At 37.9% G+C, this 12,205-nt stretch carries 14 protein-coding genes; 13 read left to right on the forward strand and 1 reads right to left on the reverse strand.

Annotated elements, in window-relative coordinates; translation table 11 throughout:
- Positions 1 to 2: 2 nt before the first annotated feature.
- The 12 genes from hisC (at position 3) to ypjB (ending at position 10,735) form a co-directional block, all read left to right on the forward strand.
- Positions 3 to 1,112 carry a histidinol-phosphate transaminase gene (gene hisC, locus SFC47_RS11540; RefSeq protein ID WP_411254417.1) on the forward strand — a complete coding sequence of 370 codons (1,110 nt, stop codon included), beginning with the start codon at positions 3 to 5 and terminating at the stop codon, positions 1,110 to 1,112.
- Between the two features lie 11 nt (positions 1,113 to 1,123).
- Entirely contained in the window at positions 1,124 to 2,233 is a 1,110-nt protein-coding gene (locus SFC47_RS11545) for a prephenate dehydrogenase (protein WP_411254418.1), read from the forward strand.
- A 25-nt stretch (positions 2,234 to 2,258) separates the two neighbouring features.
- Complete coding sequence (aroA, locus tag SFC47_RS11550) at positions 2,259 to 3,548, forward strand: 3-phosphoshikimate 1-carboxyvinyltransferase (RefSeq protein WP_411254569.1); 1,290 nt, start codon at positions 2,259 to 2,261, stop codon at positions 3,546 to 3,548.
- Positions 3,549 to 3,655: 107 nt separating this feature from the next.
- Positions 3,656 to 4,555 carry a hypothetical protein gene (locus tag SFC47_RS11555; protein ID WP_411254419.1) on the forward strand — a complete coding sequence of 300 codons (900 nt, stop codon included), beginning with the start codon at positions 3,656 to 3,658 and terminating at the stop codon, positions 4,553 to 4,555.
- Positions 4,556 to 4,585: 30 nt separating this feature from the next.
- Positions 4,586 to 5,851: a tetratricopeptide repeat protein gene (locus tag SFC47_RS11560; RefSeq protein WP_411254420.1), complete on the forward strand. Its 1,266-nt coding sequence runs from the start codon at positions 4,586 to 4,588 to the stop codon at positions 5,849 to 5,851.
- Positions 5,852 to 5,887: 36 nt separating this feature from the next.
- Complete coding sequence (locus tag SFC47_RS11565; protein WP_221822658.1) at positions 5,888 to 6,454, forward strand: ReoY family proteolytic degradation factor; 567 nt, start codon at positions 5,888 to 5,890, stop codon at positions 6,452 to 6,454.
- 109 nt (positions 6,455 to 6,563) lie between these two features.
- Positions 6,564 to 7,028 carry a YpiF family protein gene (locus SFC47_RS11570; protein ID WP_411254421.1) on the forward strand — a complete coding sequence of 155 codons (465 nt, stop codon included), beginning with the start codon at positions 6,564 to 6,566 and terminating at the stop codon, positions 7,026 to 7,028.
- A gap of 135 nt (positions 7,029 to 7,163) precedes the next feature.
- Positions 7,164 to 7,679 carry a QcrA and Rieske domain-containing protein gene (locus SFC47_RS11575; RefSeq protein WP_411254571.1) on the forward strand — a complete coding sequence of 172 codons (516 nt, stop codon included), beginning with the start codon at positions 7,164 to 7,166 and terminating at the stop codon, positions 7,677 to 7,679.
- A 3-nt stretch (positions 7,680 to 7,682) separates the two neighbouring features.
- Positions 7,683 to 8,357, forward strand: a complete 675-nt coding sequence (gene qcrB / locus SFC47_RS11580; RefSeq protein WP_411254422.1) for a menaquinol-cytochrome c reductase cytochrome b subunit — start codon at positions 7,683 to 7,685, stop codon at positions 8,355 to 8,357.
- A 65-nt stretch (positions 8,358 to 8,422) separates the two neighbouring features.
- On the forward strand, positions 8,423 to 9,199 hold the full coding sequence (locus tag SFC47_RS11585) for a menaquinol-cytochrome c reductase cytochrome b/c subunit (RefSeq protein ID WP_411254423.1): 777 nt from the start codon (positions 8,423 to 8,425) through the stop codon (positions 9,197 to 9,199).
- Positions 9,200 to 9,268: 69 nt separating this feature from the next.
- Positions 9,269 to 9,862, forward strand: coding sequence for a lipoprotein heptaprenylglyceryl N-acetyltransferase LhaT (lhaT, locus tag SFC47_RS11590; protein WP_411254573.1), 594 nt, complete (start codon positions 9,269 to 9,271; stop codon positions 9,860 to 9,862).
- A gap of 78 nt (positions 9,863 to 9,940) precedes the next feature.
- On the forward strand, positions 9,941 to 10,735 hold the full coding sequence (gene ypjB / locus SFC47_RS11595) for a sporulation protein YpjB (protein ID WP_411254424.1): 795 nt from the start codon (positions 9,941 to 9,943) through the stop codon (positions 10,733 to 10,735).
- A 69-nt stretch (positions 10,736 to 10,804) separates the two neighbouring features.
- Here ypjB and SFC47_RS11600 read toward each other — a convergent pair whose 3' ends face one another.
- The gene (locus tag SFC47_RS11600) at positions 10,805 to 11,677 is read right to left on the reverse strand and encodes a YitT family protein (RefSeq protein WP_411254425.1); all 873 of its coding nucleotides are present in this window, start codon (positions 11,675 to 11,677) and stop codon (positions 10,805 to 10,807) included.
- 179 nt (positions 11,678 to 11,856) lie between these two features.
- On the opposite strand from SFC47_RS11600, the gene SFC47_RS11605 reads away from it, so the two are divergent.
- The gene (locus tag SFC47_RS11605; protein WP_411254426.1) at positions 11,857 to 12,201 is read left to right on the forward strand and encodes a nucleotide pyrophosphohydrolase; all 345 of its coding nucleotides are present in this window, start codon (positions 11,857 to 11,859) and stop codon (positions 12,199 to 12,201) included.
- The last annotated feature ends 4 nt before the right edge of the window (positions 12,202 to 12,205 follow it).

Here is a 12,205-nt window from a genome sequence, read left to right on the forward strand (position 1 = left end):
AAATGAGATGGAAAAAGCAATTATTAACACTGACCCCCTATCAGCCAGGTAAATCAATTGAGTCAGTTAAGAAACAATATAATTTAGATAGAATTGTTAAGCTGGCCTCAAATGAGAATCCCTTTGGCTGTTCTAGTAAAGTACTTTCTGCACTCGAAAATCATCAGCCAGGCTTTGCTATATACCCTGATGGATACATGACCAGTCTTAGGGAGTCTGTAGCTTCTTTTTTAACGGTAAGTCAGGATGAGATTATTTTCGGGAATGGTTCAGATAATATTATTCAAATAATTTCAAGGTCATTGTTACATCCAGGAGCAAATACTGTTATGGCAACTCCTTCATTTTCCCAATACAAGCATAATGCAGTGATTGAAGGGGCAGAAATTAGGGAAATTCCATTGCTTAATGGTCAACATGATTTAGATAAAATGTATGCTGCCATTGATGACCAAACCAATGTTGTGTGGGTTTGCAGTCCTAATAACCCTACAGGTACATATGTAGCAGAAAATGAATTGATTGCCTTTTTGGATAAAGTCCCTTCTCACGTATTAGTAGTTTTGGATGAAGCGTATTATGAATACGTGTTTGCAGATGATTACTATAATGCAATTGAACTTATAGGTAAGTATCCAAATTTAATTGTGCTGCGAACTTTCTCTAAAATATATGGCCTTGCATCACTCCGAGTAGGTTATGGGGTAGGAAACAGTTCTATTATTCAGGCACTTGAACCTGCGAGAGAACCTTTCAATGTAAATTCATTCGGACAGATTGCGGCACAAGCTGCGATTAATGACCAGGAATTTGTCCAAGACTGCAAGGAGAAGAATAAACAAGGATTAAATCAATTCTATGACTTTTGTAAACAGCATGAACTAGAGTATTATCCTTCTCAAACTAATTTTATATTAATTAATATTAATGCTGATGCAAATCAAGGTTTTCAATATTTATTAGAAAAAGGATATATCGTCAGGTCTGGGAAAGCATTAGGATTTCCTACTTCATTGAGAATTACAGTTGGTTCTTTTGAACAAAATGAAGGTGTGTTAAAAGCATTAGGAGAGTTTTTATTAGAACAAAATAAAGCGAAGCTCGAAAATTAGGGGGACTACCAATGAAAGGCCGAGTGTTAGTTATTGGGCTTGGACTAATTGGCGGTTCTTTAGCTTTATGTATTAAGAAAGAACATAAAGACGCTGTCATTATTGGCTATGACATTCATCAAGAACAAGTCAGGCTTGCTAAAATGTTAGGTGTGATTGATGAAGCAGCTGAAGATATAGCTGAAGGTGCAAAGACTGCAGATCTAATTATTATTTCCGCTCCTGTAGTAGAAACGGAAGCAATTATCCACCTTTTGTCAGAGCAATCCTTAAAGCCTGAGGTCATTATTACGGATACTGGAAGTACCAAGAGTAAAATCGTTGCCAATGCACAAAGCTTAAAGCAAAGTGGATACACCTTTATCGGAGGTCATCCGATGGCTGGTTCTCATAAAAGCGGTGTATCGGCGGCAAAAGAACACCTTTTTGAAAATGCCTTTTACCTGTTAACTCCGGAGGATCATATCGATCAAACGAAGGTGGAAACTTTAAAAGGCTGGCTCATAGGCACAAATGCAAAATTCTTAAGTGTCACACCTGATATCCATGATTATCTGACAGGAATCGTCAGTCATTTCCCTCACATTATAGCTGCCTCTATTGTTCGTCAAACGGAGAGACTGGCTGGTGAAGAGAGTCTTATTCCGCGTTTAGCGGCGGGAGGTTTTAGAGATATTACTAGGATTGCTTCTAGCAGTCCGGAAATGTGGAAAGATATTCTGATGCATAACCGTGAGGTACTGATTGGATTGATTGAACAGTGGAAAGAGGAAATGGATTGGGTGAAGGTTATCCTTGAGCAGGAGAATAGTGAAGAGATTCTTCACTATTTTAAACAGGCTAAACAATATCGTGATGGTCTGCCGGTCAAAGAAAAAGGGGCAATTCCTTCATTTTACGATTTATTTGTGGATGTTCCGGATTATCCCGGGGTAGTTTCTGAGGTAACCGGATACTTGGCAAAAGAAAATATTAGTATAACAAATATTCGGATATTAGAAACTCGAGAAGATGAAATCTATGGAGTGTTAGTCATTAGTTTTCAAACTGAAGAGGACCGAGAGCGGGCAAAAAGGTGTATTCATGCCTGTTCAAGCTACGCTACCTCAATTGGAACATAATTTGATTTGGAATATAGGTGATGAAATGGAATCAATTGAATTGCAGCCAACTTTGAATGGGTTAAGGGGTACGATTGAAATACCCGGAGATAAATCAATCTCCCATCGCTCCGTCATGTTTGGTTCAATCGCGCAAGGTGTTACGAGGGTGACGAATTTTCTGCCCGGAGACGATTGTTTAAGTACAATCTCGTGTTTTAGAAAATTAGGAGTCACTATTGAAGAAACTGAAAATGAAATAATCATTTATGGAAACGGATTTGATGGTTTAAAGGAGCCCAATGATATTCTAGATGTCGGAAATTCAGGAACAACGATCCGTTTATTATTAGGAATTCTTGCAGGAAGACCATTCTTTTCATCGCTAATCGGTGACCAATCCATTGGAAAAAGACCCATGACAAGGGTGACTGAACCCTTAAAGACAATGGGTGCAGGTATTGACGGCCGTAAAAATGGTGAATTTACGCCGCTCAGTATTCGTGGGGGCCATTTAAATCCGATACATTATAAGATGCCAGTGGCAAGTGCCCAGGTGAAGTCTGCGCTGATTCTCGCCGGACTGCAGGCGGAGGGAGAATCCACCATAATCGAAAAGGCTGAATCACGTGATCATACGGAAAGAATGATCCAGAAATTCGGTGGTGAGATAGAAAAGGATAACCTTACGATAACCGTTAAAGGTGGTCAAGAGCTTATTGCTTCTGATATCCATGTACCGGGTGATATTTCTTCCGCTGCCTTTTTCCTAGTCGCAGGAGCAATAGTTCCTGAAAGTGAAATTGTATTAAAAAATGTTGGCTTAAATCCAACTAGAACGGGTATCATTGAGATCATGAATCAAATGGGGGCCAATCTAGAGATTAATAACCAAAATGAAGATGCCTTTGAACCAGCTGGGAATATAACAATTAAAACATCCAGCCTTAAAGGAACAGTGGTTTGTGGTGAGGTAATCCCAAGACTAATTGATGAAATTCCAATCATCGCTTTATTAGCTACACAGGCGGAGGGAACAACGGTTATTAAGGACGCTGCTGAACTTAAAGTCAAAGAAACGAATAGGATTGATACAGTGGTGCAGGAATTAACCAAGTTGGGCGCCTCCATCGAAGCGACAGAGGATGGAATGATTATTCACGGTGGAACCATTCTTACTGGAGGAACCGTATCCAGTCATGGCGACCATAGAATTGGAATGATGCTTGCCATAGCGTCACTAATCTCAAAGGACCCAGTCAAGCTTTGTGACCCGGAAGCCATTTCGGTTTCTTATCCAAACTTCTTCAGTCATTTAAATAATCTAAAAATGTAAAGCTGCCTTTTGTGCGGCTTTTTTCTGTCTAATTTTTCCTGTCATAGTTTTTAAGATTAGCACATAGCTTGTCTTAAGAACCTTTAGCTTAAGGAAGGGGTGGCAGGATGGAGTATATAATTGAAAATGCCAATATTCTAAGGGAAAGTGAACTAACTACATCATCGCTTTTGATTAAAGGAACTCATATAGCCGCAAAGTATACTCAGAATCATCATAAAAAAAGAATGAAAATGAGTGCAGAATCTTTTATTATGACCCCATCTTACGTACTATTAGATTCAACCATTCCTCTAAATGCTTCCTATCAGGAATTTCGGAAGTATTTGATAAATCATTTCCTAAAAAAAGGGTGTACCACCTTACTTACCTATATTTCGATTTCTTACGAAAGTGAATTATCAAAAAAAATTAATGAAACAAAAACGGCGCTTATTAGCAGTCCAATCGACTTCCTTATAAGTGTTAGAATTCCTCTTCGCCTTTTAACTCCTTCTTTTATAAGGAAGTGTAAGCGAGAAAGAGTACCAGCCATTTTTATAGAAGTTAATCAGCTTAATGAATTGAATAATATTCCATGGGGGTGGATTAGGGAAGCTCTTTTCCCTTATAATTGTCCTCTTGTTCCAATAATTTCTGCCGAATTGAAGAAGGAAGCAAAGGGTGCTGTGTCGAAATGGAAGGGAATAATGAAAAAAGAAAAAATCCCAGCCATATATGAGGAACTAATAGAGAAGAAGCCGTTGTCACTTCATGTGTTAAACAAGATAGGTTTATATCCACAAAAGTCAAGCTTACTGCATGGATCAGAAGTAAGTTATAATTTATATCTAAAAGCACGTGAAATCATGAATGTTGATGAAGAGGCTTTATTTCTTTATCATAGTAATAGACTTGTAGTGACAGTAAACAAGGGAAAAGTAATACGAGCAGGAGAAGAGGTTTTATTTAAACCTGGATATGGAGAACATGTTAGGGTGCGTACCCCATCATATTTTGCTTTATAGTCAATCAAGGGAACCGAGAGGATAGAGATCATGGACAGAATAAATAAAATTATCTCAATGTTGGAAAGCGGTCAACATATTGAAGCCATAAATGAATATAATGTTGTATTAACCAAAGGTCAGCCCGATGAAAAATTCCTACTTGCAGAAGAAATGTTCCAATTCGGCTTCTTAGATGAATCAAAGGCGCTAGTCGAAAATCTATTGACCATCTATCCAGAGGAGGGAGAACTTCTCGTCTTGTTAGGTGAGATTTTAGTGGAGTCAGGGGACGATGAACAAGCCATACTTGAATTAGAAAAAATCTCCGAACACGACCCCAGCTTTGGACAATCTCTCTTGCTTTTAGCTGATTTATACCAAGTTCAAGGATTATATGAGGTATGTGAAAGGAAATTGCTGAAAGCAAAAGAAATCCTGCCTGATGAGGTTATCATTGATTTCGCTTTAGGTGAGCTCTATAGTGAACAAGGAGAAGTAACAAAAGCATTATTATCATATGAGGCAGTTTTAAAGGAGTATTCCGAAATTGCAGGTGTTTCCATTTTTCAAAGAATGGCAGAGCTTCTTAGTGCATCAGGGGAATTTGAAGAAGCCTTAGCACATTATGACAAAGCAATTGATGAGAAATTAGAAATCAATACACTATTTGGTTATGCCTTTACAGCACTGCAAGCAGGATACAATCGGACTTCAATAGAAAAATTCGAGGAATTAAAAGGGCTTGACCCGGAATACCATTCCCTTTACTTACATCTAGCAAAGGCATACGAACGGGAAGAAGAACTTGAAAATAGTCTTTCGACGATTCAAGAAGGCATTAAGCAGGATGAATATAATAAGGATTTGTATTTCTTTGGCGGTAAAATTTCCATTAAGCTTGCAAATCAAGAGTTGGCGGAACAGTATTTCCGCGAGGCACTTGCATTAGATCCAGGCTTCACAGAAGCTGCCCTTACACTAAATAAGCTCTTCTTTCAGCAGGAAAGGTATGAAGCGGTAATTGATTTAATATCACAGCTCGATTTTGCAGAGGACGAGGAACCCCAGCTCCTTTGGGACTCTGCCATTGCCTATGAAAAGTTAGAGGAATATTCCTATGCATTAGACAAATATGAAAGTGCATATAATTTTTTTAAGAATAATGAAGCTTTTTTGAACGATTACGGTTATTTTCTAATTGAGGAAGGAAAAACCGACCTTGCTGCCGAAATTTTTAAACAGTTACAAAAAGGTGATCCTACAAATGGAGAATATGCTGATTTGCTTGACCGTCTTTTAAGTAGAGAGAAATAATAAAAAAGCTGAATATACAGAGGAGGGAAACTATATATGGCAACCCCTGTTTCTGTCAACGAGAAAAAGGACTTTATTCGTTGGTTTTTAAATCATTATCAATTAAAAAGAAGAGAGTGTGTTTGGATTCTTAATTATTTAATGAGTCACGACCAATTGATGGAGAAGGTTCATTTTGTAGAGCAAGCACAGTATTGTCCACGCGGTTTAATTATGTCAACACACTGCGTAGATAAAGTACCATTTCGCTTTTATAAAGAGAATGTAATGACTACTGATGCTGAAAAATCCTTTCATGATATTCGGTTAAATCGTGACGAAGATATTTTTATTCAATTAAACTTCCATGCTTCTAATCAAGCGCATCAATATGCGGCCGTATTAGAAGAAAACCCATTTGTACCAAAGCACCTCCAAGTAAATGAAAAAGACGGTATTGTAGCAGAACAATTTTTACAAAACAGCATTGAGCGGTTTCAGCGAGAGAAGCTGCTTCAGTTAATTGATGAAGCACTTGATAAGCAGGATAAAACAGCTTTTCGTGCATTAACTGAAAAGCTGAATCAACTTAAAGAAACAGAGCAAAATGGAAGCCTGCGATAAGCAGGCTTCCATTTTTATTAATCAAAAGAAATTTTGCCCAATTCATTTTATGTTTCTTTCGAAAAAGTGATATGATAGAGTCAATGAACAGAAAAGGGCTGGTGTCATAATGAAGTGGGTTTCAAAGGATATAGAAACATATTTAACTGCAAAAGAATACGTGGATACAGCAGTCGTTCCCCTATACTGTGTATCATTCGGAAATGATATGAAGCAATCAGCCTCTAGTGCTGAATTCATTACGTTACTTACTAGTTACTTAGAGAGACAATTTACAGGAAGATTATTGTTACTTCCACCCTTTACATATTTAAAGAATGAACGGCCGGAAGAAACCTTTCTCGAGGTAAAGAAATGGGAAGAAAATATCGTAAAAAACGAATTTAAGCATATTTTTTACATAACTTCTGAGAGCGATTGGAAATTATATGAAAAGGACCTTTCTGGTTCATTAATTTGGATTCCTTCCTTACCGCTTGAGCACTTGAATGATCAACAAAAGATTTCTATGATTGAGAGCCAAGTGAAACAGCTGTTAAGTCTATTTACTCAAAAGTGGTATGAAAAAGAATAAATCTTTTTCGGAATAACATGTTTTTAAAATAGTATGATATTGACCTAGGAAAAAGTTTGATATATCATTGTTATGTCCTAGTTTTATATGTGTTTAATTTATGTCCGATGGACTTAACTTGTGAATAGAGGGGGGATAAGCATGAGTAAGCATCGCGTATCAAGAAGACAGTTTTTAAGCTACACTTTGACAGGTGTTGGGGGATTTATGGCGGCAGGAATGTTAATGCCAATGGTTCGTTTTGCAATTGACCCAGTATTATCAGCAAAAGCAGGTGGAGACTTTATTGCAACTCCAATGAAAATTGCTGACATTACTACTGAACCACAACGAGTTGATTTCACGTTTGAGCAGGTAGATGCATGGTACACTTCAGACGTTACCAATACTGCATGGGTTTATAAGGATGAACAAGATAATATTGTAGCCCTTTCTCCTGTCTGTAAACACTTAGGTTGTACTGTAGGCTGGGCGTCAGACGAAGGACATCCTGACCAATTCTTCTGTCCATGCCACTTTGGCCGTTATACAAAGGATGGAATGAATGTAAAGGGTACACCGCCAATCGCACCACTGGATGTATATCCTATTCAAGAAAAAGATGGTTTGCTTTATTTAGGAAAAGCTGAACCACGTACGAAGGAGGCGTAATCATTGTTAAACAAAATTTACGATTGGGTAGATGAACGTTTAGATATTACGCCTTTGTGGCGCGATATCGCAGATCATGAGGTACCTGAGCATGTCAATCCAGCGCATCACTTTTCTGCGTTTGTATACTGCTTTGGCGGTATGACATTCTTTGTTACTGTGATTCAAATTTTATCTGGTATGTTTTTAACAATGTACTATGTACCAGACATTAAAAACGCGTGGGAGTCTGTATTCTACCTTCAAAACCAGGTAGCTTTTGGACAAATTGTACGCGGTATGCACCACTGGGGTGCTAGTTTAGTTATTGTAATGATGTTCTTACATACATTACGCGTTTTCTTCCAAGGCGCATACAAGAAACCTCGTGAACTAAACTGGATTGTTGGAGTTCTAATTTTCTTCATCATGCTGGCTTTAGGATTAACAGGTTATTTATTACCTTGGGATATGAAAGCGTTGTTCGCTACAAAAGTTACACTTCAAATTATTGAAGCTACACCGTTTATTGGTGTTCATTTGAAAACGTTACTGTCGGGTCATGAGACCATTGTTGGTGCTCAAACCTTAACTCGTTTCTTTGCGATTCACGTGTTCTTCTTACCTGCTGCTTTATTTGGCTTATTGGCAGCTCATTTCATGATGATTCGTAAACAGGGTATTTCTGGACCACTATAATACTCTTAAATTGATTCTGATCTATTAATAATCTTAATTTACGAATAAAGGAGGGGGATTGTTCGATGCATCGCGGTAAAGGAATGAAGTTCGTTGGTGACTCTCGTGTATTGGCACCTGAGGCCCGTACGAAGAAGAATATTCCAAAAGATTACTCAGAATACCCTGGTAAAACAGAGGCATTTTGGCCTAACTTCCTTTTAAAAGAATGGTTGGTAGGTGCAGTATTTCTTGTTGGGATCTTATGTTTAACAGTTGCACATCCAAGTCCACTTGAAAGGATTGCAGACCCATCAGATACAGGATACACTCCGATGCCAGACTGGTACTTCTTGTTCTTGTATCAATTACTGAAGTATGAATTTGCGGCTGGACCTTATACAGTAGTAGGAGCAATGGTTATTCCTGGATTAGCTTTTGGAGCACTATTATTAGCACCATTCCTCGATCGTGGACCAGAACGCCGTCCAAGTAAGCGTCCATTAGCTACAGGCTTTATGCTCTTAGCTTTAGCTGCGATTACATTTTTAACTTGGCAGTCTGTTGTTACACATGACTGGGAAGCTGCAAAAGAATACGGTAAAATCGTAGCTACCGCTGACATTGACAAGACAACTGAAGAATACAAAATTGCTTCAGAAAATACTTGTTTATCATGTCACGGTGATGCCTTCCAGGGTGGAGCAGCTGCACCAACTTTAGTTGACATTGGCTTATCTGCTGAGGAAATTGCAAAAATTGCAAAAGAAGGTAAAGGAGCTATGCCGGCTGGAATCTTCAAAGGTGACGATGAACAGCTTAAGAAACTTTCTGAATACATCGCAAACTTAGGCAAAGAATAAAATTTGTAAAAGCTGACGGACTCTCGTCAGCTTTTATTATTAATATAAACGATGAAAAGAGGAAGAGATGTGAAGTGGATTTATCCCCTCTTAGCAAATAGATCATTTTTACTGCTTTTGTTGCTCATCAATATTGCTGGAACGATATACGGATATGTTTGGTATGGCTGGCAATTAAAAGAAACTCCAGCTATTTTCCTTATTTTTGTTCCTGACAGCCCCACAGCAAGCTTATTTTTTTGCTTTGTTTTAGCAGCGTTTTTGTTAAAAAGGAACTGGCCCTTGGTAGAAGCACTTGCGATAGTTACCTTATTTAAGTATGGGATTTGGGCGGTTGTCATGAATCTCTTAGTCTTTTTTGTCCAAGGAGAGCTTGATTGGATTGGCGTTATGTTAATCTTTTCTCACTTAGCCATGGCCATTCAAGCAATATTGTATTCACCCTTCTATCGCTTTAAATGGTGGCATTTAATCGTAACAGCAATCTGGACTCTGCATAATGACGTAATTGACTATGTATTTTTTATGCTTCCTCGATACCACATGTTAAATGAAGTTACACCTGAAATTGGTTATTTTACATTTTGGCTGTCGGTTGTATCAGTAGGTATTGGCTATTATTTTGTATTACGCCCTAATGCGTTTAAACTAGAATTAAAATAGTTATTGATAGGATAAAAGATGGTCTAACCTTGTCCACCCTTTCATACATTTTATTAGTAATGATAGGGGGGACAAGGTTTGAAGTATAAATGGTTGCTAATATTTGTTATTGTCATTATGCTCACTCCCATGACGGTAAGTGCTCATCAGCACACACCGATAGAGAAGTTAGATAATATCTCGGACGAAGCACTGCAAATGATTAAATTTCAGAGATATGATGATGGCAAAAAGCTATTGAGTTATTTCTCAGAGCAATTCACTGATATGAACAAAGAATATCCTTTTACGATGGATGAACTAAGAATTATTACGGTATCTCATGATGAGGCAATGGAGGCAGCTTCCAGCACAAATATGGATCATGAAGAAAGAGTCCAAAAGCTAACGAAGTTTCGTCTGGCAGTGGATGCCATTGCTACTAGTCACCAGCCACTTTGGACAGAGATGAAAAACCAGATTATGACTGCTTTCCAGGAAGCCAGGGCAGCGGCTAGTACGGGTGATTCTGAACATTTTCACTCTAATTTTAATACTTTTATGTCCTTATACAATGTTATTTATCCAAGTATGAAAATTGATGTCTCAGCAGAGAATATTCAAAAAATTGATGCTCGTATAAATTTCATTGATGAATATCGTTCAGAGGTTGTTAGTAATGTAAAGAGCCAGGAAGAATTAGAAGGTCTTGAAATGGATTTAAAAAACCTTTTTGATAATATGGATGAAGATGAGGCTGATCCATCATTATGGTGGGTAATCATTTCTACTGGCAGTATCATTATCTTAACTTTATCGTATGTAGGCTTTAGAAAATACCAGGGTGAAAAAAACATGAGAAAGAACCGCTCCAGCGTTAATAAGGATGAATAAAAGCAATGTCCAGCCCGGACATTGCTTTTCTCGCTGTTTAGCTTAAGCCTCCTAAGAGCTTGAGGTATTCTATATCTCAATAGGCTTTTTGTTTTCGTCCAATGTAAATCCTTCTCCATGAACATCATGGACAACCGTGACAGAAACAAACGCATGAGGGTCAACGGAGGTGATTAAATTTTTTAAGCGAACGATTTCGTTTTTAGCCACCACACAGTATAAAACTTCTCTTTCTATTTTGGTAAATGAACCATACCCCTTAAGAACTGTCACGCCTCTATCCATTTCTTCCATAATTTTTTTCGCAATATCATCATTTCTATCAGAAACAATCATCGCACCTCTTGCCGTATAGGCACCTTCTTGTATAAAATCAATAACTCTGGCTCCAATAAATACAGCTACTAGTGTATACATTGCCTCTTTATAATTGAGATAAGTCAATACAGATGCCCCGATTACAGCAATGTCAAAGATAAACATGGTTCTCCCCATGCTCCATCCTGCATATTTTTGGACAAGTCGTGCTATGATATCGACACCGCCTGTCGTCCCGCCATAGCGAAAGATAATGCCCAATCCAATTCCAAGAAAAACACCTGCAAATAGTGCAGCGAGCAGCAAGTCGTCCTTTAGCGGCATATCAATGGGAAAACGTTGGAAAATCCATAAAAAAACAGAGAGGCCTACTGTCCCAAGTATCGTGTAAACAAAAGCATTTCTCCCAAGTAGCTTCCAGCCAATAAAAAAGAGAGGGATATTTAAAATTAAGTTTGTATAGGATGGATCCCATTTGAACATGAAATATAAAAGTAGGGTAATTCCCGTAAAGCCGCCTTCGGCAAGTTTATTCTGCATATTAAAATTGACAAGTCCAAAAGCCATAATTGCTGTTCCAATTAAAATAAATAAAACGTTTTTCATTTTCAGACCAAATATCATAATTTACCTCCTTTACTATGATTTCCCTCTGCCAGCGGCTTTTATTATAGCGAATTAATAATAGAAGAGCAATTTTGAGCAGGATAGGGATAAGTAATAAAAAAAATTTGTAAAACTAACATATTTTAGCTAATGTATTTAGTATAGTTGTTTTGCATTATTAAAAGAGGTGAGTGTGTGTGGTCAATGGCAAATCTATCAAAGACCTGCAGAAGGAAGTAGATATATACATAAGTCAATTTAAAGAAGGTTATTTTAGTCCGCTTGCGATGGTAGCCCGGTTAACAGAAGAGCTGGGTGAGCTGGCAAGAGAAGTTAATCATCAATATGGTGAGAAGCCTAAGAAATCTAGTGAAACGGAGAAAGCAATTGAGGAGGAGCTGGGTGATCTTCTTTTTGTCATTATTTGCTTAGCTAACTCATTAAACATTGACTTACAAGAAGCACACGATTATGTCATGAACAAATTTAATACCAGGGACAAAGACCGCTGGACGAGGATAGAAAAGAAGGATGAGGAGTGAAAAC

The sequence above is a fragment of the Neobacillus niacini genome (assembly GCF_046591715.1).
Taxonomy (GTDB): domain Bacteria; phylum Bacillota; class Bacilli; order Bacillales; family Cytobacillaceae; genus Neobacillus; species Neobacillus niacini_L.

Bases quoted from the DNA above. Each gene is read 5' to 3' on its own strand.
- hisC (WP_411254417.1), top strand. From the start codon at position 3: ATGAGATGGAAAAAGCAATTATTAACACTGACCCCCTATCAGCCAGGT.
- SFC47_RS11545 (WP_411254418.1), top strand. From the start codon at position 1,124: ATGAAAGGCCGAGTGTTAGTTATTGGGCTTGGACTAATTGGCGGTTCT.
- aroA (WP_411254569.1), top strand. From the start codon at position 2,259: ATGGAATCAATTGAATTGCAGCCAACTTTGAATGGGTTAAGGGGTACG.
- SFC47_RS11555 (WP_411254419.1), top strand. From the start codon at position 3,656: ATGGAGTATATAATTGAAAATGCCAATATTCTAAGGGAAAGTGAACTA.
- SFC47_RS11560 (WP_411254420.1), top strand. From the start codon at position 4,586: ATGGACAGAATAAATAAAATTATCTCAATGTTGGAAAGCGGTCAACAT.
- SFC47_RS11565 (WP_221822658.1), top strand. From the start codon at position 5,888: ATGGCAACCCCTGTTTCTGTCAACGAGAAAAAGGACTTTATTCGTTGG.
- SFC47_RS11570 (WP_411254421.1), top strand. From the start codon at position 6,564: ATGAAGTGGGTTTCAAAGGATATAGAAACATATTTAACTGCAAAAGAA.
- SFC47_RS11585 (WP_411254423.1), top strand. From the start codon at position 8,423: ATGCATCGCGGTAAAGGAATGAAGTTCGTTGGTGACTCTCGTGTATTG.
- SFC47_RS11600 (WP_411254425.1), bottom strand. From the start codon at position 11,677: ATGATATTTGGTCTGAAAATGAAAAACGTTTTATTTATTTTAATTGGA.